The following is a 21,319-nucleotide window of genomic DNA, read 5'->3' as shown; positions in this document are numbered from 1 at the left end:
GGTTGTTTTTGTAACTAACAAGCAGGAGGGCACGTTTCATGCCAAAAAAGGACAGCGAGTTCGCTTTGCAGGATTTCCTGCCGTACCTGTTGAATCAGGCGGCCGAGGAAAGCAGCCTTGCGTTTCAGAAAGCCTACAAGAACCGTTATGGAATGCTGCGAACCGAATGGCGGGTGCTGTTTCACCTGGGCACATATGGCCAGATGACGGCGACCGGAATTTGCGACAAGGCCCGGATTCACAAGACAAAAATCAGCCGCGCGGTCCAGAAGCTAAGCGAGCGGCGGTTTGTCGTGCGGGCGCGCAGCGACGAGGATCGGCGCGTCGAATACCTGAAGCTGACACCGGCGGGAGAGGCGGCCTATCGCGATTTGCGGACCGAGGCGGAGGATTATGACGCGCGGTTGCGCGGGCAGTTCACCAGCGGCGAAGTGGCGCTTTTGCGCATGATGCTCAAGCGGCTGGCGGGGCTGGACGCGGCGGGGTGATTCGCCGTTCGGTCAGAAATCCGCGCTGACGCCGGGCAGGTTCAGGGCCTTGAGCAGGTCGCGCAGTTCCTGGCGCGCGGCGACATTGGAGATGTTGAGCTGCTTGACCCCGATATCGCGCAGATCCAGCAGGGTCAGCCCACGCGGGAAAAGTTCGCGGAACACCACGCGTTCGTTGAAACCGGGGGCGACCCGAAATCCGATGCGCTTGGCCAGGTGATCCAGCGCGCGGCCCATCTTTTCCTTGTTGACCATCTGCTGCGCGCCCATCCGGTTGCGCATCACGATCCAGTCAATCGGCTTTAGCCCGGCCTGCGCGCGCAACTGGCGGGCGTTCCAGACCATTTCGGAATAGACGGAAGGTCCGAGGATTTTCTCGCCGTCGCTGTCGATATGGGCCAGAAGGTCGAAATCGACAAAGCTGTCGTTGAGCGGCGTCACCAGCGTGTCGGCCAGGGAATGCGCCACCTGCGACAGGCGGGTGTGCGATCCGGGACAGTCGATCAGGATGAAATCATTGCCCGGTTCCAGGGCCGCAATGGCCGCCGAGAGCCGGTGATCATAGATGTTTTCGCCTGGCTGCAATGTGGACGGATCGATTTCGGGCAGGTCGGAATAGGTGGGGGTTGCCAAATCAAGGCCGGATTTCTCTAGGAAATTCCGCCGGTTATCGACATAGCGGCCAAAGCTTTTCTGCCGCAGGTCAAGATCGAGCGCACCCACCCTGTGCCCCATGCGGGCAAGCGCCGTTGCGATATGCATCGACAGTGTCGATTTGCCCGCGCCGCCCTTTTCATTGCCGACAACGATGATATGTGCCATCCGCCTTGCGCCCCTGATCGGTTTGGTTTTGTTGCCGGAATACGGCGCGTATCCGGCCAAGTCCACTATATGTTGTGTTTATCCACAGGAAAAGTGGCCTCTGTTGTCTTTCAGATGTCGCGCCATTCGCCCGGTTGCAGGCCGCAGAGGGCCCAGTTGCCAATGCGGGCGCGGATCAGGCGCAAGGTGGGATGGCCGATGGCGGCTGTCATGCGGCGGATCTGGCGGTTGCGTCCCTCGCGCAGGGTCAGTTCGATCCAGCAGTCGGGGACGGATTTGCGAAAGCGGACCGGGGGCGTGCGCGGCCAGAGGCCGGCAGGGGGATCGATGCGCCGGGCCGTGGCGGGACGGGTGGGGCCGTCCTTGAGGACAATGCCGGTGGCGAGGGCGCGCAGGGCGTCGTCGTCGGGCAGGCCCTCGACCTGGGCCCAATAGGTCTTGGCCAGCTTGTGGCGCGGGTTCGAGATGCGGGCCTGAAGAGCGCCGTCATCGGTGAGCACCATCAACCCCTCGCTGTCACGATCCAGGCGGCCGGCGGGGTAAACGCCCGGAATATCGATGAAATCCGAAAGCGTCTGGCGCGGGCTGCCGGTGGTGCCGCGATCGGTGAATTGCGACAGTACATCGAAGGGTTTGTTGAACAGGATCGTGCGGGCCATGGCGGCTGCGTAGCAGCTTGACCGCGCGCTGGCGAGGGGTCTTGCATGTCGGGCGCGCTTGGCCCCACATGGGCACGGCCACGATGGCACGCCCAGATCGACAAGGAGCGCAAGGATGAAACCCGGCGACATGCATCCCGAGACATTGCTGGCCCAGGCGGGCGGCGCGGTGGATATGGCGAGCGGTGGCGTGGTGCCGCCGATCCAGCCATCGACGACCTTTCTACGCGGCCCGGATTACCAGCCGGTTAATCCCGCGAACACCTATGCGCGCGACCACAACGACGCGGTGCGACAGGCCGAAGCGGTGCTGACCCGGCTGGAGCGCGGGCATGATGCGTTGGTGTTTCCCAGCGGCATGGCCGCGATCGCGGCGCTGTTCCGGGCGGTGCCCGGCGGCGCGCGGGTGATCGTGCAATCGGGAATCTATTGGGGAACGACCAAATGGATTCGCGAATTTTGCGCGCGTCGTCAGGTGGTTATGAGCGAAGTGGATGCCAGCGACGCAGGCGCGCTGGACGCGGCATGTGCGCAGGGGCCGGCGGCGCTGATCTGGGTGGAGACCCCGTCAAACCCGTGGCTGAAAATCGTGGACATCGCCCGGGCGACGAAGGCCGCGCAGAGCTGCGGCGCGTTGCTGGCGGTGGACAGCACCGCAGCCTCACCGATCCTGTCCAACCCGTTGAATCTGGGCGCGGATGTCGTGATGCACTCGACCACCAAGGTGATCAACGGGCATTCGGATGTGCTGGGCGGTGTGCTGGTGACGCGGGCGCCGGGAGAGATGTGGGACGCGATCGTCAATGACCGGGCCGGCGCGGGCGCGGTGATGGGACCGTTCGAGGCGTGGCTGTTGCTGCGGGGTATGCGGACGCTGGACGTGCGGGTCCGGCGGATGTGCGATAACGCATTGAAAACCGCACGTTTTCTGGAGGATCATCCGCGTGTCGAGGCGGTGTGGTATCCGGGGCTGGAAAGCCATCCCCAGCACGTGCTGGCGCGGGAGCAGATGCCGGGCGGACAGGGGTTTCTGATGTCGTTCCTGCTGCGCGGCACGCGCGAGGAAGCCTTGCAAGTGGCTGGAAAGATGCAGGTTTTTCACCGAGCCACGTCTTTGGGTGGGGTTGAAAGCCTGGTAGAGCATCGCCACACGATCGAGCCGCATACCGGCATTCCCGAGAACCTGTTGCGCCTGTCGGTGGGGATTGAAAACAGCGCCGATCTGATCGCGGATCTGGGGCAGGCGCTGGGGCAATAAACACCGTCGGCAGCGCGTCGGCACGGCGTCGGTATCCCGTCGGTACTGCGGTGCGGAAACTGCGCAACGCCCGCTTAGGGTCAGGACCCATTAATCCTGCACCACTGGCGCCAAATCCACGAAATATCGGGGGTTTGGCGCGCGCCGGACATAGTGGCTCTATTTCCAAGCGTGCCAAGCCGCTGGGATGAAGTGGATTTGGCGTCCTACGGATTTGACGGATTTGCCGCCTGACGTCCTTTCAATGCCTTGAAATAGAACCACTATTCCTGCGGCATTGTACGTAGTCAGACAGCAAATCTGTTAAACCAGTGGTGCAGGATTAATGGGTCCTGACCCTAGTCGAAGATTCCCGCAACACGTCCGAGCAGCATGAAGGCGCGCGCGGTGCGGGTATCGGCCAGCGCCGCAATCTCGGCATCGGTGGCGGTTTCCTCGAACTCGACAAAGCTGTTGTCGAAGCGGCGCAGGAAATGGTGGGCCGCGTCCCGGAAGATCGGATCCTGCTTCATGCGCCCGGCGGCCAGCGCCAGCGACGAGCGGTCCCGGATCCCGCCGAGCGCGGCAATGGCGCGGCCACGCTCGCCGGTGGCAAAGCGGCGCCAGATTTCCGGGCGGGCCAGATCGGGACGCAGATCGTCCATGTAGATGCCGTCCTGGCTGAGCAGGGTCAGCACATCCTGTGCGGCCTGGATCAGCGCCGCGGATTGCCGGTCGCGCAGCGCCTTGCGCAGGGCGGCGAAACCTTCCTTGTCCTCGGCGGTTTCGGGAAAATTCAGCGCGCGGATGAAATCGGCGCGCGGCAGGGGCGGCGAAAGCGCTTCGGCCGGGGTGCCAAGCGCCAGCAGACCCTGATCGGCGCCATCTGCCGCCGGAGCGGCGGGCTCGGGCGGTTTGCGAATCGCATCGTCGTGCCCGCGCGTCGTCGAGAAGGTGGCCAGCGCGGTTTCCGTCTTGCGTGTGGCGGCGGCGATCTCGTCCAGTTTTCTGGCGACGGAAGGTTCCAGGGCACCCTTCTGGCCGCTGCCCTGGGCCTGCGCCACATAGGTGCGGCGCATGGCGTCGATCGCGGCTTGCAGGCGCGCGCTTTCCTCGCGCATGACACGCGACGACCGCGCCGCCGTGGCCGCGACCCAGATCATCGCCACCGGCATGAAGATCGCCAGCAGGGTCATGAGGAAGCGCAGGTTGTCGACATCCTGGCTGGTATCGGGTTTGAGCACGAGAAAGAAGATGACGGTGCCCGCCAGCCACACAAAGCTCAGCCCGACCGCGACCACCTCGATCCCGGTGACGCGGGGCTGTTGGGCCCTGTCATAGATGCCCAGCGGGGTGGGCTTGCTGTCGTTGTCGTCTGCCATGTGGTTCGAACCGGCCTGACCCAAAGATGTTACACGAAGGAGATGCTGAGCACCTCGTAGCTTTTTTCGCCGCCCGGTGTGCGTACTTCGACGCTGTCGCCTTCATCCTTGCCGATCAGCGCGCGGGCGATGGGCGATTTGATGTTCAGAAGCCCGGCTTCGACATTGGCCTCGTGCTCGCCCACGATCTGCCAGGTCTTTTCCTCGTCGGTGTCTTCGTCCACCAGCGTCACGGTGGCGCCGAACTTGATGGTCCCGGACAGCGAGGCCGGATCGATCACGTCGGCCAGCCCGATGATGCCTTCAAGTTCCTTGATGCGGCCCTCGATGAAGGACTGTTTTTCGCGCGCCGAATGATATTCGGCGTTTTCGGACAGGTCGCCATGTTCGCGGGCCTCGGCAATCGCGCGGATGATGGCCGGGCGTTCCACGGACTTGAGCTGTTTCAATTCTGCCTCAAGCGCCGCATAGCCGGCGCGGGTCATCGGTATCTTTTCCATGGGTTTTGCCCCGTTGGTCCTTGGCCGCCAGAGCGAAGTGGCGGCGGGTCGTATTTCAATTACTTGGGCAGAGTGCCCCGAGCCTTCTTCCAAAAGCAAGAGACAGGCCGCAATGCAAGCGCAAATATGCATGATGTCAGCGCCAACAGGGGGATTTGTCGGCAAATGTCGTGGGGTTCCGATTGACGTATTGTTCCGGAACGGGCTAGCAGATGCGAAACTTTATGTCGCCAGCCATGCGGGAAGGGAATCCAATGTCGGAAATCGAACGCGAAGCCATGGAATATGATGTGGTCATCGTAGGGGCCGGGCCTGCCGGCCTGAGCGCGGCGATCCGGCTCAAGCAGTTGGACGCGGATCTGAACGTGGTGGTGCTGGAGAAGGGATCGGAAGTGGGGGCGCATATCCTGTCGGGCGCGGTGCTGGATCCGTGCGGGCTTGATGCGCTGATCCCGGACTGGAAGGACAAGGGCGCGCCGCTGAACGTGCCGGTCAGGGAAGACAGGTTCTATATGCTGGGCGAAGCGGGCGAAATCCGCATTCCCAACCTGCCGATGCCGCCGCTGATGAGCAACCATGGCAACTATATCGTGTCGATGGGCAATGTCTGTCGTTGGATGGCCGAGCAGGCCGAGGCGCTGGGCGTGGAGATTTTCCCGGGCATGGCCTGTTCCGAGCTGGTTTACGGCGACAATGGCGAGGTGAAGGGGGTTGTGGCCGGTGTTTTCGGGCTGGAGCCGGACGGATCCTATGGCCCCAATACCGAGCCGGGGATGGAACTGCATGGCAAGTATGTGTTCCTGGGCGAAGGTGTGCGCGGGTCGCTGTCCAAGGAGGTGATCGCCAGATACGAGCTGCAAAAGGGCAAGGAGCCGCAGAAATTCGGCATCGGCATGAAGGAAATCTGGGAGATCGACCCGGACAAGCATCGCGAAGGCTCGGTCACGCACACGATGGGGTGGCCGCTGAACAGCAACGCGGGCGGCGGATCCTTTATCTATCACCTTGAGAACAATCAGGTTTACGTGGGTTTCGTGGTGCATCTGAACTACAGGAACCCGCATCTGTTCCCCTATATGGAATTCCAGCGGTTCAAGCATCACCCGATGGTGGCCGAGTTGTTGAAGGGCGGCAAGCGCGTGGCCTATGGCGCGCGCGCGATCAGCGAAGGCGGGTTTCAGTCGATGCCCGGGATGGTGGCGCCGGGCGTGGCGCTGTTGGGCTGTTCGGTGGGCATGGTCAACGTGCCGCGTATCAAGGGCAACCACAACGCCATGCTGAGCGGCAAGGCGGCCGCCGAAGCGGCGTTTGAGGCGATCCGGGCAGAGCGGTCTGGCGATGCGCTGACCGCCTATGAGGACGAAGTGCGCAACGGCGCGATCGGCAAAGACCTGAAGAAGGTGCGCAACGTCAAGCCGATGTGGTCGAAATGGGGGCTGACGGCATCCATGGTGCTGGGCGGGCTGGACATGTGGACCAACACGGCCGGCTTTTCGCTGTTCGGCACGCTGGGTCATGGCAAGAACGACGCCGACGCCACCGAAACGGCGGACAAGCACAAGCCGATCGATTATCCCAAGCCCGACGGCAAGCTGTCGTTTGACCGGTTGACCAACGTGTCCTTTTCAATGACCAACCACGAGGAAAGCCAGCCCTGCCACCTGCGGCTGGGCGACGAGAGCATCCCGGTGAAGGTGAATCTGCCCAGATACGCGGAACCGGCGCAGCGCTACTGTCCGGCCGGGGTGTACGAGATTGTCGAGGAAGAGGGCAAGGACGCGCGCTTTGTCATCAATTTCCAGAATTGTGTGCACTGCAAGACCTGCGACATCAAGGATCCCAGCCAGAACATCACCTGGGTCACGCCACAGGGCGGGGACGGGCCGAATTATCCCAACATGTGATCGCGCGGCAATTGCCCGCGCGTGCCCGCGCGACGGGCGCAACGGTCACATTTCATCACTTTCATGGGGCGGTCTGCGGGCCGCCCCATTGCGTGTCGGCGGGGGGCAGACTAGGTTTTCGCAATCGTCTATTGCGGGAGCCTTCTGTGGCCAGTCATCTTTTCCGTTCCATCACCTTGTCGGCGCTTCTGGCAACGGCATCCCTTCCGGGTCATGCCGAGGGGCTTTCCGGTTCGTATCTGGCGGCCCGCCAGGCCAGCTATGACAGCGATTTCGAGGCTGCCGCGCAATATTATACCCGGGCGCTGATCCGCGACTCGGGGAACCCGGTGTTGCTGGAGAATGCGGTGCTGGCCTTTCTGTCGCTGGGCAAGCTTGAGAATGCCTTGCCGATTGCGCGGCGGATGGACGACGGCGGGATGCAAAGCCAGCTGGCGAATATGGTGCTGGCAGCCGGGCTGGTGCATGACGGCGCCTTTGACGACCTGCTGGGCCGTCTGGGCGACGAGGGGTTTGTCGGACCGTTGGTGGACGGCTTGCTGACCGCCTGGAGCGAGATCGGGCGGGGCGATATGTCGGCGGGGCTGGCCGCGTTCGACGTGGTGGCCAAACAGCCCGGACTGGGCGGGTTCGCGGCCTTCCACAAGGCGCTGGCGCTGGCATCGGTCGGCGATTTCGAGGGGGCCGAGGCAATCTATGCGACCGGGGATCTGAACGGGGTACAGATGACGCGGCGCGGGATCATGGCACGATTGGAGATCATGAGCCAGCTGGACCGCAACAACGAGGCCCTTGCCATGCTGGATGACCTGTTCGGTGGCGATCTGGACCCCGCGCTTCGCCAGATGCGGGCCGCGCTGGACGCGGGCGAGGTGCTGCCATTCACCCATGTCACAAGTGCCGCCGACGGCGTGGCCGAAGTATTCTATTCACTGGCCAGCGCGCTGCGCAACGAGGCCAATGCCGACTATACGCTGCTGTATTCGCGGGTCGCCGAATTCCTGCGCCCGGGCCTGACCGACGCGCGGCTGCTGACCGCCGAATTGCTGGAAACGCTGGGCCGCTACGAATTGGCGACAGAGGCCTACAGGCAGATCCCGGCGGACAATCCGTCTTTCCATGCCGCCGAGCTTGGCCGGTCCGAGGCGCTGCGCCAGTCGGGCAAGACCGAGGCGGCCATCGAGGTGCTGGAACAACTGGCGCGTACCCATGGCGATCTGCCCGTGGTGCACACCGCGCTGGGCGATCTGTTGCGTCAGGAAAAGGATTTCGCGGGCGCGGTTGCGGCCTATGACCGGGCGTTGAATCTGTATGACGAGGCCGAGGAGCGCCAGTGGTTCATCTATTACGCGCGCGGCATATCGTATGAGCGGATGGGGGACTGGCCCAGGGCCGAGGCGGATTTCCGCGCCGCGCTGGAGCTGAGCCCGGAGCAGCCGCAGGTGTTGAACTATCTTGGCTACACGATGGTTGAGAAAAAGATCAAGCTGGACGAGGCGCTGGACATGATCGAGCGCGCCGTCGCGGCCCGGCCCGACAGCGGCTATATCGTAGATTCGCTGGGCTGGGTCCTGTTTCGGCTGGGGCGGTTCGAGGAAGCTGTGGAACCCATGGAACGGGCGACCGAGCTGATGCCGGTGGACCCGGTGGTGAACGATCATCTGGGCGATGTCTATTGGGCGGTGGGTCGCCAGCTTGAAGCTGAATTCCAGTGGCGGCGGGCGCTGAGCTTTGTCGACGAGGAAACGGCGGAAGAGGCCAAGCCCGACAGGATCCGGCGCAAGCTGGAAGTGGGGCTGGACGTGGTGCTGCAAGAGGAAGGCGCACCGCCGCTCCAGGTGGCCAATGACGGTTGAGGCATTTGCCCCGGCCAAGATCAACCTGACCCTGCATGTGACCGGCCAGCGCGCTGACGGGTATCATCTGTTGCAATCGCTGGTGGTGTTCGCCGATGTCGGGGATCGCGTGACCGCGCGCGCCGCGCGGGTCATGTCGTTGGACGTGCGCGGGCCGATGGCGCGGGGGGTGCCTGCGGACCAAAGCAACCTTGTATGGCGCGCGGCGGAGGCGCTGGGGGTGCAGGCGCATCTTACGTTGGAAAAACACCTGCCCGCCGCTGCCGGTATCGGCGGAGGGTCGTCGGATGCGGCGGCGGCGCTGCGGGCGCTGGTGGCGCTGGCGGGGCGGAATTTGCCCGTGGATCATGGGCTGTCGCTGGGGGCGGATGTGCCGGTGTGCCTGTTGGCACGCGCGGCGGTGATGGAAGGGATCGGCGAGGTCGTGTCGCCGGTTGAGGGCTTGCCCGAGCTTCCGGCGGTGCTGGTCAATCCCGGCGTGGAGGTATCCACGCCGTCGGTGTTCAAATCGCTGGCACGCAAGGACAATCCGCCGATGGCGCCGGTCCCGACGGCGATGTCGGTTGCGGATGTGGCGGGCTGGGCGACGCAACAGCGCAACGATCTGGAGCCACCGGCGATGGCGCAACAGCCGGTGATTGGCGCGGTTCTGGCGGCGCTGGCGGATTTGCCCGGGGCGCTGATGGTGCGCATGTCGGGATCGGGCGCGACCTGTTTCGCGCTGTTTGACACGCAGGACAGCGCCGAGGCTGGCGCGGCGGCGTTGCGCGCGGCCTGTCCGGCCTGGTGGGTACGGGCCTGCCGGTTGCGGTGAGGCGCGTCGCGGCTCAGGCCAGACGGGCGACCACGTAATCGGCGATGTCGCCCAGCAGGGTGCGGATCTCGTGTTCGGGCAGGGTGGCGATGGCGGTCTTGGCCTTGTCGGCCCAGGCCATGGCATCGGCCCGCGTGGCGCGCAGCGTGTCGTATTTGTCCATGATCGCCAGCGCCCGATCCAGATCGCCGTCGGCCTGTTTGCCCTTTTCGATGGTGCGCACCCAGAAGGCGCGCTCGTCCCCGGTGGCCTGTGCGACCGCCTTGATCACCGGCAGCGTCAGCTTGCGTTCGCGGAAATCGTCGCCCACGTTCTTGCCGGTGGTCTTGCTGTCTCCCTGGTAGTCCAGCAGATCGTCGGCAATCTGGAAGGCGATCCCCAGCGCGTCGCCGTAATCGAACAGTGCCTGCACATGCGCCGGATCGGCCCCGGCAATCACTCCGCCCACTTCGGTCGCGGCGGAAAACAGCGCCGCCGTCTTGCCGCGTACCACTTGCAGGTAGATGGATTCGTCGGTGCGCAGATCGGTGGCGGCGGTGAGTTGCAGCACTTCGCCCTCGGCAATCGTGGCCGAGGCATTGGACAGGATGCGCAGCACGTCGATATTGCCGGTTTCCGTCATCAGCTGGAAGCTGCGGGAAAACAGGTAGTCGCCCACCAGAACCGAGGATTTGTTGTCCCACAACAGGTTGGCCGTGGGGCGGCCCCGGCGCTGACGGCTTTCATCCACCACATCGTCATGCAGCAGGGTTGCGGTGTGGATGAATTCCACGGTGGCGGCCAGATGCACGTGATAGGGCCCGTCATAGCCACACAGCCGCGCGGCGGCCAGGGTCAGCATCGGGCGCAGGCGTTTGCCGCCGGCCCCCACAAGATGCGCGGTGACTTCGGGAATGCGGGGGGCGTGTTGCGAGGCCATGCGTTCCTGGATCAGGCCGTTCACCGCCGCCAGTTCCTGTTGCAGCAATCTGGCCAGTGCTTCGTGCGGTTTTGTGGCGGCGTCATCAAGACTCATGGTCAAGTTCCCGTAACAGGGGTCGACTCCGGGCCGTCCCTGATCTTACATCCCCAGTATGAACGAGCTTTTGCGCAGTAATGACCCGACGATCATCGCGTTTGCCTCAGCCCTGCTTCGGGGGGAGGGTATAGACTGCTTTGAAATGGACGTAAATATGAGCGTGCTGGAAGGGTCGATCGGCATTTTGCCGCGCCGCCTGATGGTGCGCAGCACGGAACTGGCCGCCGCCGAAGTGGTGATGCGGGACAATGGGATCGAGCTGGGACGCTCGATGTGAGCGCCACGATCACGGAAAACGGCTATCTTGACGGGCGGGTGCGCATTCGCCAGCCCGCGCGCGGCTATCGCGCGGGGGTGGATCCGGTGCTGCTGGCGGCCTCGGTTCCGGCGCGGGACGGGCAGCGGGTGCTGGAGCTGGGCTGTGGCGTGGGCACGGCGCTGTTTTGTCTGGGCGCGCGGGTGCCGGGGCTGGAGCTGACGGGGGTGGAGCTGCAAGCGGAGTATGCCGCGCTGGCGCAGGACAATGCCGCGGCGAACCGGCAGGCGGCGCGGATCGTGACGGCAGACCTGGCGCGGTTGCCGGGCGATTTGCGGCAGGCCCGGTTTGACCACGTTCTGGCCAATCCGCCCTATTTCGACCGGGGCAGCAGCACCATGGCCGAAGAGCCGGGCCGCGAGATGGCCATGGGCGAGGCGACGCCGCTGAAGAGCTGGGTGGATGTGGCCGCGCGCCGGCTGGCACCCGGAGGATATGCAAGTTTCATTCACCGCACCGAACGGCTGCCCGATCTGTTGGTGGCGATGCTGGGGCGGCTGGGATCTGTCGAGGTGCTGCCGCTGCAAGCGCGCACGGGCCGCGCGCCCGGGCTTGTTCTGGTGCGGGCGCGCAAGGGCGGGCGGGCCGCGTTTTGCCTGCACGCGCCGGTGGTGATGCACGCGGGTGCGGCGCATGACGGGGACCGGGAAAGCTATACAGCGCAGATTCGCGCCGTGCTGCGGGACGGTGCGGCGCTGGAATTTCCGGCGCGCGGGCGCGCGCGTCGCGCTGGCTGAGTGATTTTCTCGGGTTTTGCCGGGGCTTGCGGCGATCTGCCGGTCCTGCCGGGGAAAACGGGCTGCGCGGCAGGTCGGCAAAAATCCACTTCTGTCACAAGTTTGACGCACTCGGCGCGTGACAGTCTGCGGGATTTGTGCTGCACTGACGGTGTTGTCTTAACTTGAGAGGAGATAGAGAATGAGCGTGAGCGCGCACCTGGAAGAACTGAAACGCAAGCACGAAGCCCTCTCGGATCAAGTCGAACAGGAACAGCGATCGCCCGGCTCCAGCGATCTGGAAATCGCGGAGATGAAGAAACAGAAGCTGAAGCTCAAGGAAGAGATTGAGCGCCTGTCGGCGTGATCAGCCCCGCAAGCTGGCGCGCGCGGCAAGGATCGCGCCGCCGGTGATCAGAACGGTCGCAGCGGCCAGCAACCATGTTGGCTCTGCGACACCGACCCCCACAAGGATCAGTGTCGACAAGAGCGGAGCCGCATAGGATGCGGTGCCCAAAAGCTGGATGTCGCCCCTTTTGACCCCGATATCCCAGACATAGAAGGCCAGCCCCACCGGGCCGAGCCCAAGCGCCAGTGCCGACGCCCAGGCCAGCGGCGTGGCGGGCCAGATGGTTTCCTCCAGTACAAGATGCAGCCCGGCGGACAGGATCGCCGTAGCCACGCAGAACACGGCGACGGTGGCGGTGGGGGCCGCGCCCAGGTGGCGCGAGATGACGGAATAGCCCGCCCAGGTGAGCGCGCCGGCCAGCGCCAGCAGGTAGCCGGGCAGAGAGGTGATGTCGAAACCCGCACCGCTGCCCCCGGCGATGATCAGTGCGGCACCGGCAAATCCGCACAGCGCCCCGACAAGGTGGCCGCGCCGCAGCCGTTCGCCGGGCAGGAGGCCGGAAAACAGCACGATCAGCAGCGGCCAGAGATAGGCGATCAGCCCGGCCTCGGCAGCGGGCGCAAGGCGCAGGGCGCTGAAATAGAGCGCGTGATAGCCAAACAGGCCCAGCGTGCCAAAGGCGTAAATCTTCCAGCTGATGGCGCGCAGCCGTGCAAAACCGCCCGTGCGTGCAACCCAGATCATGCCGATCCCGCCGCCGATGGTAAAGCTGATCGCGTTGAGCAGAAGCGGCGGCGTGGGCGCCGTGCCCACGGTGAACAGCGCCAGCAAAGCCCAAAGCAGAACGGCGACAAAGCCGATGGCGGTGGCGCGGGACCGGGTCATGCGGGGGGCACCTCTTCGACCGGAATAATGTCCAGTGTGTCATGCACCGAGGCGGTTTTGTCCACCTCTCGCAGCATCCAGTCGCGGAAGGCGGCGATCTGGGGGCGGTTTTCGGTGCCGGGGCGGCAGAGGAAACGGAACCGCGCCTTGGATTCCAATGCCACCCGGTAGGGCGCGACCAGGCGGCCTTCGTGCAGGTCCTTGACCACCATGGCGCGCCGCCCCAGAACCACTCCGGCGCCCGACAACGCGGCATCCACCGCGTGATCGGCCTGAGAAAAATGCGGGCCGTGGGTGGGGGTGAATCGGATCCCGACGGCGCGGAACCACGTGGGCCAGTCGCAGGGCGGATCAAGAAAATCGATGGAATCGTCAAACATCAGCGGCGCGCGCGTCAGGCTTTGCGGCGTGGGATATTGCGCCGCAAGTTCGGGTGTCATGACCGGCGTCACCCATTCTTCGCGCAGGGGCAGCGACCAGAGCCCGTCATCCGGACCATAACCGAAGCGAATGGCGACATCGACCTCGTCACGATCGAAATCCAGCAGCCGCAGGGTGGCGGAAAAGCGCAGGTCGATCTCGGGGTGGTCACGGGCGAAATCGTAAAGCCGCGGGGCCAGCCATTTTGCGGTGAACGCCGGACCGGCGGTGACGTTGAGCGTGGTGTTGTCTTGCAGGCGGGTCGCGCTGCGCCAGGCATTGGTGAGTGTCTGAAAGGCCTCGTGCGTGCCGGGGGCCAGGGTGCGCCCGGCCTCTGTCAGCTGGACCGCCCGGTTGAGCCGCAGGAAAAGCGGGGTGCCAAGATGCGCTTCGAGCGACTTGATCTGGTAGGACAGCGCGGCGGGGGTAACGTGCAACTCGGCCGCGGCCTGGGCAAAGGACATGTGGCGGGCGGCGGCCTCGAAGGCGCGCAGGGCGGTGAGCGAGGGCAGGCGATCCGGCATCTCAGTTAAGTACAACTTAACTGAATGTTTGAAAAGTCTCGTTTGTGAAGGGGAACGGTTAAATCCATATTGAGTGCAAGACATATCGCACAGCCCCAAGGAGGCCACCATGTTTGAAGTTGCATCCAATGCCCGCACCGCCCGCGCCTATCGCGACGCACATGCCGCGCGGGGGCAGGCCCTTGTTTCTGTTTTCAAGTGGCTGTTTGCACGCAAGGACGTTCCGCTGGACCGCGCGGTTCTTACGGAACCTTCCCGCTGCGCCTGAGACTTGGGTCAGCACCCATTAATCCTGCACCACTGGCGCCAAATCCACGAAATATCGGGGGTTTGGCGCGCGCCGGATATAGTGGCTCTATTTCCAAGCGTGCCAAGCCGCTGAGATAAAATGGTTTTGGCGTCCTGCGGATTTGACGGATTTGCCGCCTGACGTCCTTTCAATGCCTTGAAATAGAACCACTATTCCTGCGGCATTGTACGTAGTCAGACAGCAAATCTGTCAAACCAGTGGCGCGGGATTAATGGGTCCTGACCCTAGGCACTTACGGGATGATGGGGACCGCCTGTGAAGGGCGGTCCTTTTCTTTTCGGGGGACGCGCGCCGGGGCCCGACCTCGGGTGGGCGCCTTTGCGGTCTCTGGGACGCGGTTTGTCTTGCAACGATCTGATCATAAAACAGGTTGATACATCGGTGCCAAAGCGCCCTCCCGGGGGGAGGTCGGGCGGCGGCGCGGCGGCCTGCGGCCTTGAAACCGCGCCAAATGTGCCTTGCAACAAGAAGGGCCGCCCCGGTTGGAGCGGCCCAATGTATTTTGCGTTCAGCGCGGCTTAGCTGAAGAACTGGGCGCCGTTGGCCGAGATCGTCGAGCCGTTGATGAAGCTGGCATCGTCCGACGCGAGGAAAGCCACGCAGCGCGCGATTTCCTCAGGCTCGCCCAGGCGGCCTGCGGGGATCTGCGGGATGATGTTCTTGTCCAGAACTTCCTGCGGGATGGCGCGCACCATTTCGGTGCCGATATAGCCGGGGCAGACCGCGTTGGCGGTGATGCCGGCGCGCGCACCTTCCTGGGCCAGCGAGCGCACGATGCCGATGTCTCCGGCCTTGGTGGCGGCATAGTTGACCTGACCGGCCTGACCCTTTTGGCCGTTCACGGACGAGATGACGATCACGCGGCCGAACTTGCGCTCGCGCATGCCGGGCCAGACCGGGCGCACGGTGTTGAACACGCCGGTCAGGTTGGTGTCGATCACCTTCTGCCACTGTTCAGGCTTCATCTTGTGGAAGAATCCGTCCCAGGTGATGCCGGCATTGGCGACAACCACGTCAATCGGGCCAAGATCGGCCTCGACCTGGGCAATTCCGGCCTCGGAAGCGTCATAGCTGGCCACGTCCCATTTGTAGGTCTTGATTCCGGTTTCGGCGGTAAAGGCGGCGGCGGCTTCGTCATTGCCGGCATAGGATGCGGCGACGTTGTAGCCTTCGGCTTTCAGGGCCTTGGAAATGGCCGCGCCGATCCCGCGCGATCCGCCGGTGACGAGTGCTGTTCGTGCCATGGGTGTCCTCCAATCTGGCGTTATGCGTTGGTAACTCTGTTACGCATTTAATTGTTGATGCGCAACAATGTTGCGCGAGAAAATTGCCGCAGTGCAGATTTTTGTTATTCGGCTGATGCGGGCGAACCTCCCGAAACGGGAAAAGGGGCGCTATTTGCGCGCCCCTTTCTGAAAAATTCAATCACGCGGGGGCGCGGATTTACGGACGTTCCAGGCACATTGCCACGCCCATACCGCCACCGATGCAAAGCGTGGCAAGGCCTTTCCTGGCGCCGCGCCGCTGCATTTCGAACAGCAAAGTGTTCAGGATACGTGCGCCCGAGGCGCCGATCGGGTGGCCAATGGCAATGGCCCCGCCGTTCACGTTCACAATTGCCGGATCCCAGCCCATCTCCTTGTTCACAGCGCAGGCCTGAGCGGCAAAGGCTTCGTTGGCCTCGACCAGATCAAGATCGTCAACCGACCAGCCCGCCTTGTCCAGCGCCTTGCGGCTGGCATAGATCGGGCCGACGCCCATGATCGACGGGTCCAGACCAGCGGTGGCGTAGGACGCAATGCGCGCCAGCGGCTCGATCCCGCGCTTTTCGGCCTCATCCGCGCTCATCAGCAGCGCGCCGGCGGCCCCGTCGTTCAGGCCCGAGGCGTTCGCCGCCGTGACAGACCCGTCCTTGGTGAAGGCGGGGCGCAGTTTCTGCATGGCTTCCATGGTGGCGCCGCGGCGGATGTATTCGTCGGCATCAACCACGATGTCGCCCTTGCGGGTTTTCACGGTGAAGGGGGTGATTTCATCCGCGAATTTGCCGGCCTTTTGCGCGGCTTCGGCCTTGTTCTGCGAGGCCACGGCGAATTCGTCCTGCTGGTCGCGGGAAATCTGCCATTTCTCGGCCACGTTCTCGGCGGTCTGGCCCATGTGATAGCCGTTGAAAGCATCCCACAACCCGTCGCGGATCATCGAATCGATATATTTGACATCGCCCATCTTGGTGCCCGCGCGCAGATACGCGACATGCGGGCTGAGCGTCATGTTTTCCTGGCCACCCGCAGCCACGATCGCGGCATCGCCCAACTGAATGTGCTGCGCGGCCAGTGCAACGGCACGCAATCCCGAGCCACAAACCTGGTTGATGCCCCAGGCCGCGGCTTCCTTTGGGAAACCGGCATTGATATGCGCCTGGCGGGCCGGATTCTGGCCTTGGCCACCGGTCAGCACCTGGCCGAGGATGGTTTCGGACACGTCCGACGCGTCAACCCCGGCGCGGTCGACCAGCGCCTTCAGCACCGTGGCGCCCAGGTCATGTGCCGGCGTATTGGCAAAAGAGCCGCTGAAGCTTCCGACAGCGGTCCGGGCTGCCGAGGCGATCACTACGTTCGTCATGTATTAGTTTCCTTTACCAAATGACTGGACGAAACCGGACCGTCCCCTCAGAGGGCAGGCACCGGCTTCGTTACCGCGGCGTCAATACCGTATTAGCCGCGTCGCGGCAACGGACAGGGTGTCTCATTGCGGTAAGGTATGCCCGTGTTCAGCCCTGCTTGGCGGTCTTTGGCCCAGTGTCCGCCCATGGCGGGGACACCGTGGGCGCGCCAAAGGCAAAGCCTTGCAGACAGTCAAATCCCAGTTCAGCCATGACACGGGCATCCCTTGGTGCCTCGACCCGGCTCGCGACCGAGACCATATCGAACTTTTGCGCGATCGCGGCCACGGCGCTGGCCAGAACCTGGTTGGCGCGATCGGTGCAGATGTCACGGCTGAAGCTGCCGTCCAGTTTGATGAAATCAAATGGAAATGTGCGAAACACCTGGAGCGATGTCATCCCGGCGCCGAAATCGTCCAGCGCGAAGCTGACATTCCTGGCGCGCATGTTGGTCATGAAATTCTGTACGATATCAGGCACCTGGTTGACCGATCCTTCCGAGATCTCGAGAATCAGACGTTCCCCCAGGGTTGAAACGCGGCCCACCGCGCGTTGCAGGATGTCTGCCCACGGGGCATAGCCGACGGACCGTGCGGACATGTTGATTGACAGGCGCAGCCCGGGTTGCGCCTGCAAGGTTTCCAACCCCAGTTCCAGCGCCAGGCAATCAAGCCGCCGCCCGGTTTCGGTGTTTTCGACGGCGCCCATGAAGTCCTTGGCCGGGATGATCCGGCCAGTATCGTCCAGCACCCGCAGCAATCCTTCGTAAAACGCAACCTGTCGGGTGTGCTGCGCGCTGACGATCGGCTGATAGGCCAGCATCACCTGTTTGTGGCGAATTGCTGCCTCGACCATGTCGAGCGTGGCCCGGTCGCGCGTGGCGACCGCGTAATCCAGCGGATTGCGCTGTTCACGCCCGCCCTCGGGCTTGTGCCCCTTCTTTTTCCTTTGACGCATCACGTCGGCCCCCGGCAAGTTATGAACAGACCACAGGCACAATGGCCTCAAACCCGTGAACGCCTGTTTAATGCTAAAATTCGAACGAACCGGCCGGGCCGGGCGGGGGAAATATGAGTGAAAGATGCGGCTGGGCCGGGCAGGATCAGATTTACCTGGACTACCACGACACCGAATGGGGCGTGCCGGAATACAATAGCCGCGCGCTGTGGGAAAAGCTGATCCTGGACGGATTCCAAGCCGGGCTGAGCTGGATCACCATATTGAAAAAGCGTGACAATTTCCGTCACGCTTTTCACGGCTTCGACCCGACGGTCATCGCCAGCTGGGGCGAAGCGGATGTGGCGCGTCTGCTGGACGATGCCGGGATCGTACGTCATCGCGGCAAGATCGAGGCCACGATCGCAAACGCCCGCGCCTGGTGCGAGATCGAGGCCCGCGACGGGTTCGACATGTTCCTGTGGCGCTATGTCGATTTCCACCCGGTTCAGAATCACTGGACAACCCAGGCCGATGTTCCCGCACAAACCGCGCTCTCCCGACAGATCTCGCGCGATCTGAAAAAGGCGGGCTTCAAGTTTTGCGGGCCAACAATCGTTTATGCGTTCATGCAGGCGGTCGGCATGGTCAATGACCACCTCCTCACCTGCCCGTCCCATGCGCCGGTGGCCGGCCTGCCGCCCAACCCGCTTTTCGCAACAGGGTCCTGACCTTCATTTTGCCACAAATACTCCGGGGAGTCGCGCTTGCGCGACGGGGCAGCGCCCCTCTCAGGCTCAGCTCTGCTGAGCCACGCCCAACCCCGGCCGGCGCAGCCTTGCTGCGTCGCGCCGGGGGCGGGAGCGCCGGTTCAGAAACCGGGCCCTCCGCGGTCTTCGGGATGGCGCTCCAGATGCGCCGCCTTGATCTGGTCCGAGGTCTGGCGGCTGCCGTCATGGCTCCAGCCCGGCGGCGCCACGGCATAAAGCAGGCGCTCGCGCCAGCTCAGCCCGTGCTGCGCGATGTCTCGAAACAGGCCGATCCATTCATGAAATGCCACCCGCAGCGGATTGAACGTGCCCAGATTGTGCACAAGGCCATAATCCACCTTTTCGCGGGCCTGTTCGGGCACGAATGTGCCGAAAAGCCTGTCCCAGACGATAAACACCCCGGCATAGTTGCAGTCCAGATAGCGCGCGTTGCGGCCGTGATGCACCCGGTGGTGCGACGGTGTGTTCATCACTGCCTCGAACCAGCGCGGCATCCGGCCGATGGCTTCGGTGTGGATCCAGAACTGGTAGATCAGGTTCAGCCCGCCGACAAACAGCACCATCGCCGGATGAAAGCCCAGCAGGATCAGCGGCGCGCGCACGATCATCATGAAGGTGAACGTGCCGGTCCATGTCTGGCGCAACGCGGTCGTCAGGTTGTAGTGCTGACTGGAATGGTGGTTCACGTGGCTGGCCCAGACCCAGCGAATGCGGTGGCCAAACCGGTGCACCCAGTAATAGCGCAGATCGTCCAGCACGAAGCACAGGACAACCACCCACCACGCGGTGCCAAGATCCAGCGGCGTGATCCGCCACAGCGCCATGAACACACCCCAGGCGACAAAACCCAGAACGATCCCCGAGGCGACATTCCCGGCCCCCATGATCAGCGATGTCAGCGCATCGCGGGTTTCATAGCGCCCGCCACGCCCTTTGATCACGATCCAGGCCAGCTCAACCAGGATCGCAACGATAAAGAACGGCACGGCCAGGGAAACCACGTCGGGATAGGTCAGTTGATCGCTCATGCAAATCTCACTTTGTTCTGCCAGGCGGCACGGTCGGGCGCGGACAGCGCAATGGTCAGGGGCGCCAGCGCGGGATCATGAAACAGTATGCGCAGCCCGGCTTCCGTGGCCCGCAGATCCGCCCCCGCCAGCGGGCGCGCAACCGTATCGGCGCCCAGGCACCAGGCCATGCCGGTGCCCCTGTCCGTGCACACAAGTGCCGCGCGCCGGTCGGAAGACAGGGTGATCCGGCCAGGTGTCTCATAGGGAAACTCGCGCAGCCAGGCCGCGCGCGCCGCGTCTTCATCGGCAAAGACCGCGCCGCGCGACAGGCCCAGAAGGTGCAGCAGCAGTGCGATGCCGGAGATGCCGGCGACGACAAAAATCAGCAAGATCTCAAGCGGCATGGCGCCCTCCCTTCCTGTGTTCAATGAAAACAAGGGCCATGACGGTTTGTCAAAGGTGGCGCGAGGTCAGCCGGCGCGATGCACGATCCGGCAGGTCTTGTTGCCCGGATTGCTGATCGCATCCTGCATATGATCCGGTGTGCGGCGCAGCAATTTGCGCACGGCCTTTTCACAGCGTTTCAGCGCCTCGCGTTCGGCCGTGAACTGCGAGGCTTCGGCCCAGGAATAGCCCACCGCGCCATTTTCGGACATCGCAAAGGCGCCAAAGCGGTCTTCGGCCTGAAGCCGGGTATATTCGCGGAACTCCTTGTTTCCCTTGCGCGACAGGGTCAGCCCCGTGCGTTCGGGATCATAGTCCTTGGGCAGAACGCGCGCCACCAGAACACAGCCCCAGGGATCGCGCGAATTGCTCTCGCAGGCGGCGCGCGCAACGGAATCGGCGGTTTCGATGTTGGACGCGTCCCAATAGGCGCCGGCCACCTGTTCGGCCGGATTGGCATAAAAGGCGCCATAATAGCGCGCCTTGCGCTTGAAGCGCCGGAACGCGCTGCGGGCATCGCCCTTGAGCGACACGGACGACAGTTCGTGCAGGCGCGAGCGTTTCTTGTCGGAACGCACATCCTGCGCCATCACGGGCGAAGCGGTAACAATCGCGGCAATCACAAGGAACGCCGCGCACTGGCGGAACGTCATGGCAGCACTTTCGCGGGGCGTGCAGATGCGCCTAGCGCGCCGCACTCTTTCCGATAACGGCCTTGATGATAGCACGCGCGTTTTCGCTCGACCAGTCCGCTTCCCCCTGAAGTCGGGCGATTTCATACCCTTGCATGTCGATCAGGATGGTTGTCGGCAGAGCGAAGACGGCCATTTCGCGCGCCACAAGCTGTTTGGGGTCGCGATGCAGGGGCAGGTTCGACACCCCGATATCGTCCAGGAACCGCTGCATCGCGGGCACCATGTTGCGCCCGGTGGCCAGGGTAACGACCGCAAAGCTGTCACCGCCGAGATCGGATTGCAATTGCGACAGCATCGGCATTTCCTTGCGGCAGGGCGCGCACCAGGTGGCCCAGAAATTGAGCAGGATCACCTTGCCCTGGTAATCCGACAGCCGCCCCTCGCCGCCCTCGCCGGTGATGAAGGGCGTGTCGGGCACCGGTTTCGGCGTGGCGTGGAAATTGAGCTTGAGCATGTCGCCTTCGCGCATCTGGGCGAACTGGGCGGTTTCAAGGCCGGCGCCGGCAGTGGCCGGGTTCCTGATCGCGACAAAGCCCACGGCTGCAATTGCGAATGCCGCCAGCCCCGTATAAACCAGCGCGGACCTTTTCATTTTCATCTTCCCT

At 63.7% G+C, this 21,319-nt stretch carries 24 protein-coding genes; 10 read left to right on the top strand and 14 right to left on the bottom strand.

What is annotated here, in order from left to right:
* Positions 1–38: 38 nt before the first annotated feature.
* Positions 39–488, top strand: a complete 450-nt coding sequence (locus I3253_RS07710; protein WP_197917081.1) for a MarR family winged helix-turn-helix transcriptional regulator — start codon at positions 39–41, stop codon at positions 486–488.
* Between the two features lie 12 nt (positions 489–500).
* On the opposite strand, the gene I3253_RS07705 is transcribed toward I3253_RS07710, so the two are convergent.
* Together I3253_RS07705 and I3253_RS07700 are read right to left on the bottom strand one after the other, a co-directional pair.
* Positions 501–1,310: a division plane positioning ATPase MipZ gene (locus I3253_RS07705; RefSeq protein WP_197917080.1), complete on the bottom strand. Its 810-nt coding sequence runs from the start codon at positions 1,308–1,310 to the stop codon at positions 501–503.
* Between the two features lie 110 nt (positions 1,311–1,420).
* Positions 1,421–1,969, bottom strand: a complete 549-nt coding sequence (locus I3253_RS07700) for a pseudouridine synthase (RefSeq protein WP_197917079.1) — start codon at positions 1,967–1,969, stop codon at positions 1,421–1,423.
* A gap of 115 nt (positions 1,970–2,084) precedes the next feature.
* On the opposite strand from I3253_RS07700, the gene I3253_RS07695 reads away from it, so the two are divergent.
* Entirely contained in the window at positions 2,085–3,227 is a 1,143-nt protein-coding gene (locus tag I3253_RS07695; protein WP_197917078.1) for a trans-sulfuration enzyme family protein, read from the top strand.
* A 338-nt stretch (positions 3,228–3,565) separates the two neighbouring features.
* Here I3253_RS07695 and I3253_RS07690 read toward each other — a convergent pair whose 3' ends face one another.
* Positions 3,566–4,588, bottom strand: coding sequence for a hypothetical protein (locus I3253_RS07690; RefSeq protein ID WP_197917077.1), 1,023 nt, complete (start codon positions 4,586–4,588; stop codon positions 3,566–3,568).
* 29 nt (positions 4,589–4,617) lie between these two features.
* Positions 4,618–5,088, bottom strand: a complete 471-nt coding sequence (gene greA, locus I3253_RS07685) for a transcription elongation factor GreA (protein WP_197917076.1) — start codon at positions 5,086–5,088, stop codon at positions 4,618–4,620.
* Positions 5,089–5,342: 254 nt separating this feature from the next.
* Here greA and I3253_RS07680 point away from each other — a divergent pair, with 254 nt between their 5' ends.
* The 3 genes from I3253_RS07680 to I3253_RS07670 all read left to right on the top strand — a co-directional run bounded on the left by I3253_RS07680 (position 5,343) and on the right by I3253_RS07670 (position 9,662).
* Positions 5,343–6,992, top strand: a complete 1,650-nt coding sequence (locus tag I3253_RS07680; RefSeq protein ID WP_197917075.1) for an electron transfer flavoprotein-ubiquinone oxidoreductase — start codon at positions 5,343–5,345, stop codon at positions 6,990–6,992.
* A 146-nt stretch (positions 6,993–7,138) separates the two neighbouring features.
* Positions 7,139–8,848: a tetratricopeptide repeat protein gene (locus I3253_RS07675; RefSeq protein WP_197917074.1), complete on the top strand. Its 1,710-nt coding sequence runs from the start codon at positions 7,139–7,141 to the stop codon at positions 8,846–8,848.
* Positions 8,838–9,662 carry a 4-(cytidine 5'-diphospho)-2-C-methyl-D-erythritol kinase gene (locus I3253_RS07670; RefSeq protein WP_197917073.1) on the top strand — a complete coding sequence of 275 codons (825 nt, stop codon included), beginning with the start codon at positions 8,838–8,840 and terminating at the stop codon, positions 9,660–9,662. Before I3253_RS07675 ends, I3253_RS07670 begins: the two co-directional genes overlap by 11 nt.
* 13 nt (positions 9,663–9,675) lie before the next feature.
* Here I3253_RS07670 and I3253_RS07665 read toward each other — a convergent pair whose 3' ends face one another.
* Positions 9,676–10,677 carry a polyprenyl synthetase family protein gene (locus tag I3253_RS07665; protein WP_197917072.1) on the bottom strand — a complete coding sequence of 334 codons (1,002 nt, stop codon included), beginning with the start codon at positions 10,675–10,677 and terminating at the stop codon, positions 9,676–9,678.
* A 58-nt stretch (positions 10,678–10,735) separates the two neighbouring features.
* Between I3253_RS07665 and I3253_RS07660 the strand changes: the two genes are divergently transcribed.
* The 3 genes from I3253_RS07660 (at position 10,736) to I3253_RS07650 (ending at position 12,079) form a co-directional block, all read left to right on the top strand.
* The gene (locus I3253_RS07660; protein WP_197917071.1) at positions 10,736–10,957 is read left to right on the top strand and encodes a putative signal transducing protein; all 222 of its coding nucleotides are present in this window, start codon (positions 10,736–10,738) and stop codon (positions 10,955–10,957) included.
* A complete protein-coding gene (locus tag I3253_RS07655; protein WP_197917070.1) occupies positions 10,954–11,733 on the top strand; it encodes a tRNA1(Val) (adenine(37)-N6)-methyltransferase in 780 nt (259 codons plus the stop codon). Before I3253_RS07660 ends, I3253_RS07655 begins: the two co-directional genes overlap by 4 nt.
* A 181-nt stretch (positions 11,734–11,914) precedes the next feature.
* The gene (locus I3253_RS07650) at positions 11,915–12,079 is read left to right on the top strand and encodes a YdcH family protein (RefSeq protein WP_197917069.1); all 165 of its coding nucleotides are present in this window, start codon (positions 11,915–11,917) and stop codon (positions 12,077–12,079) included.
* Here the strand turns inward: I3253_RS07650 and yddG are convergent, their stop codons facing one another.
* Together yddG and I3253_RS07640 are read right to left on the bottom strand one after the other, a co-directional pair.
* Entirely contained in the window at positions 12,080–12,946 is an 867-nt protein-coding gene (gene yddG, locus I3253_RS07645) for an aromatic amino acid exporter YddG (RefSeq protein ID WP_197917068.1), read from the bottom strand.
* The gene (locus I3253_RS07640; protein WP_197917067.1) at positions 12,943–13,890 is read right to left on the bottom strand and encodes a transcriptional regulator GcvA; all 948 of its coding nucleotides are present in this window, start codon (positions 13,888–13,890) and stop codon (positions 12,943–12,945) included. Before I3253_RS07640 ends, yddG begins: the two co-directional genes overlap by 4 nt.
* Before the next feature lie 109 nt (positions 13,891–13,999).
* Here I3253_RS07640 and I3253_RS07635 point away from each other — a divergent pair, with 109 nt between their 5' ends.
* Entirely contained in the window at positions 14,000–14,158 is a 159-nt protein-coding gene (locus I3253_RS07635) for a hypothetical protein (protein WP_197917066.1), read from the top strand.
* A gap of 560 nt (positions 14,159–14,718) precedes the next feature.
* Here the strand turns inward: I3253_RS07635 and phbB are convergent.
* The 3 genes from phbB to I3253_RS07620 all read right to left on the bottom strand — a co-directional run bounded on the left by phbB (position 14,719) and on the right by I3253_RS07620 (position 17,816).
* The gene (phbB, locus tag I3253_RS07630; RefSeq protein ID WP_197917065.1) at positions 14,719–15,444 is read right to left on the bottom strand and encodes an acetoacetyl-CoA reductase; all 726 of its coding nucleotides are present in this window, start codon (positions 15,442–15,444) and stop codon (positions 14,719–14,721) included.
* 199 nt (positions 15,445–15,643) lie between these two features.
* Positions 15,644–16,819: an acetyl-CoA C-acetyltransferase gene (locus tag I3253_RS07625; protein ID WP_197917064.1), complete on the bottom strand. Its 1,176-nt coding sequence runs from the start codon at positions 16,817–16,819 to the stop codon at positions 15,644–15,646.
* Between the two features lie 148 nt (positions 16,820–16,967).
* Positions 16,968–17,816, bottom strand: coding sequence for an EAL domain-containing protein (locus I3253_RS07620; protein WP_197917063.1), 849 nt, complete (start codon positions 17,814–17,816; stop codon positions 16,968–16,970).
* A gap of 113 nt (positions 17,817–17,929) precedes the next feature.
* On the opposite strand from I3253_RS07620, the gene I3253_RS07615 reads away from it, so the two are divergent.
* The gene (locus I3253_RS07615) at positions 17,930–18,526 is read left to right on the top strand and encodes a DNA-3-methyladenine glycosylase I (protein ID WP_197917062.1); all 597 of its coding nucleotides are present in this window, start codon (positions 17,930–17,932) and stop codon (positions 18,524–18,526) included.
* Positions 18,527–18,666: 140 nt separating this feature from the next.
* On the opposite strand, the gene I3253_RS07610 is transcribed toward I3253_RS07615, so the two are convergent.
* The 4 genes from I3253_RS07610 to I3253_RS07595 all read right to left on the bottom strand — a co-directional run bounded on the left by I3253_RS07610 (position 18,667) and on the right by I3253_RS07595 (position 21,312).
* Positions 18,667–19,593 carry a sterol desaturase family protein gene (locus I3253_RS07610; RefSeq protein WP_197917061.1) on the bottom strand — a complete coding sequence of 309 codons (927 nt, stop codon included), beginning with the start codon at positions 19,591–19,593 and terminating at the stop codon, positions 18,667–18,669.
* On the bottom strand, positions 19,590–19,979 hold the full coding sequence (locus tag I3253_RS07605; RefSeq protein ID WP_197917060.1) for a hypothetical protein: 390 nt from the start codon (positions 19,977–19,979) through the stop codon (positions 19,590–19,592). Before I3253_RS07605 ends, I3253_RS07610 begins: the two co-directional genes overlap by 4 nt.
* 66 nt (positions 19,980–20,045) lie before the next feature.
* Positions 20,046–20,672 (bottom strand): hypothetical protein, encoded by a 627-nt coding sequence (locus I3253_RS07600; RefSeq protein WP_197917059.1) that lies wholly within the window; start codon positions 20,670–20,672, stop codon positions 20,046–20,048.
* Positions 20,673–20,703: 31 nt separating this feature from the next.
* Complete coding sequence (locus I3253_RS07595; protein ID WP_197917058.1) at positions 20,704–21,312, bottom strand: TlpA family protein disulfide reductase; 609 nt, start codon at positions 21,310–21,312, stop codon at positions 20,704–20,706.
* Positions 21,313–21,319 lie beyond the last annotated feature (7 nt).

Origin of the sequence: Thiosulfatihalobacter marinus, from assembly GCF_016019955.1 — a bacterium.
In the GTDB taxonomy this organism is placed as follows: Bacteria; Pseudomonadota; Alphaproteobacteria; order Rhodobacterales; family Rhodobacteraceae; genus Shimia; species Shimia marinus_A.
The sequence above is the reverse complement of the archived record's forward strand: the minus strand, read 5'-3'. Positions and strand labels throughout refer to the sequence as shown.

What these genes read in the sequence shown, in the direction of transcription:
- phbB (WP_197917065.1), bottom strand. Translation starts at nt 15,444, where the DNA reads ATGGCACGAACAGCACTCGTCACCGGCGGATCGCGCGGGATCGGCGCG.
- I3253_RS07600 (WP_197917059.1), bottom strand. Translation starts at nt 20,672, where the DNA reads ATGACGTTCCGCCAGTGCGCGGCGTTCCTTGTGATTGCCGCGATTGTT.
- I3253_RS07695 (WP_197917078.1), top strand. Translation starts at nt 2,085, where the DNA reads ATGAAACCCGGCGACATGCATCCCGAGACATTGCTGGCCCAGGCGGGC.
- I3253_RS07690 (WP_197917077.1), bottom strand. Translation starts at nt 4,588, where the DNA reads ATGGCAGACGACAACGACAGCAAGCCCACCCCGCTGGGCATCTATGAC.
- I3253_RS07625 (WP_197917064.1), bottom strand. Translation starts at nt 16,819, where the DNA reads ATGACGAACGTAGTGATCGCCTCGGCAGCCCGGACCGCTGTCGGAAGC.
- I3253_RS07660 (WP_197917071.1), top strand. Translation starts at nt 10,736, where the DNA reads ATGAACGAGCTTTTGCGCAGTAATGACCCGACGATCATCGCGTTTGCC.
- I3253_RS07610 (WP_197917061.1), bottom strand. Translation starts at nt 19,593, where the DNA reads ATGAGCGATCAACTGACCTATCCCGACGTGGTTTCCCTGGCCGTGCCG.
- I3253_RS07680 (WP_197917075.1), top strand. Translation starts at nt 5,343, where the DNA reads ATGTCGGAAATCGAACGCGAAGCCATGGAATATGATGTGGTCATCGTA.
- greA (WP_197917076.1), bottom strand. Translation starts at nt 5,088, where the DNA reads ATGGAAAAGATACCGATGACCCGCGCCGGCTATGCGGCGCTTGAGGCA.
- I3253_RS07665 (WP_197917072.1), bottom strand. Translation starts at nt 10,677, where the DNA reads ATGAGTCTTGATGACGCCGCCACAAAACCGCACGAAGCACTGGCCAGA.
- I3253_RS07670 (WP_197917073.1), top strand. Translation starts at nt 8,838, where the DNA reads ATGACGGTTGAGGCATTTGCCCCGGCCAAGATCAACCTGACCCTGCAT.
- I3253_RS07710 (WP_197917081.1), top strand. Translation starts at nt 39, where the DNA reads ATGCCAAAAAAGGACAGCGAGTTCGCTTTGCAGGATTTCCTGCCGTAC.
- I3253_RS07635 (WP_197917066.1), top strand. Translation starts at nt 14,000, where the DNA reads ATGTTTGAAGTTGCATCCAATGCCCGCACCGCCCGCGCCTATCGCGAC.
- I3253_RS07705 (WP_197917080.1), bottom strand. Translation starts at nt 1,310, where the DNA reads ATGGCACATATCATCGTTGTCGGCAATGAAAAGGGCGGCGCGGGCAAA.
- I3253_RS07615 (WP_197917062.1), top strand. Translation starts at nt 17,930, where the DNA reads ATGAGTGAAAGATGCGGCTGGGCCGGGCAGGATCAGATTTACCTGGAC.
- I3253_RS07595 (WP_197917058.1), bottom strand. Translation starts at nt 21,312, where the DNA reads ATGAAAATGAAAAGGTCCGCGCTGGTTTATACGGGGCTGGCGGCATTC.
- yddG (WP_197917068.1), bottom strand. Translation starts at nt 12,946, where the DNA reads ATGACCCGGTCCCGCGCCACCGCCATCGGCTTTGTCGCCGTTCTGCTT.
- I3253_RS07640 (WP_197917067.1), bottom strand. Translation starts at nt 13,890, where the DNA reads ATGCCGGATCGCCTGCCCTCGCTCACCGCCCTGCGCGCCTTCGAGGCC.
- I3253_RS07700 (WP_197917079.1), bottom strand. Translation starts at nt 1,969, where the DNA reads ATGGCCCGCACGATCCTGTTCAACAAACCCTTCGATGTACTGTCGCAA.
- I3253_RS07620 (WP_197917063.1), bottom strand. Translation starts at nt 17,816, where the DNA reads ATGCGTCAAAGGAAAAAGAAGGGGCACAAGCCCGAGGGCGGGCGTGAA.
- I3253_RS07605 (WP_197917060.1), bottom strand. Translation starts at nt 19,979, where the DNA reads ATGCCGCTTGAGATCTTGCTGATTTTTGTCGTCGCCGGCATCTCCGGC.
- I3253_RS07650 (WP_197917069.1), top strand. Translation starts at nt 11,915, where the DNA reads ATGAGCGTGAGCGCGCACCTGGAAGAACTGAAACGCAAGCACGAAGCC.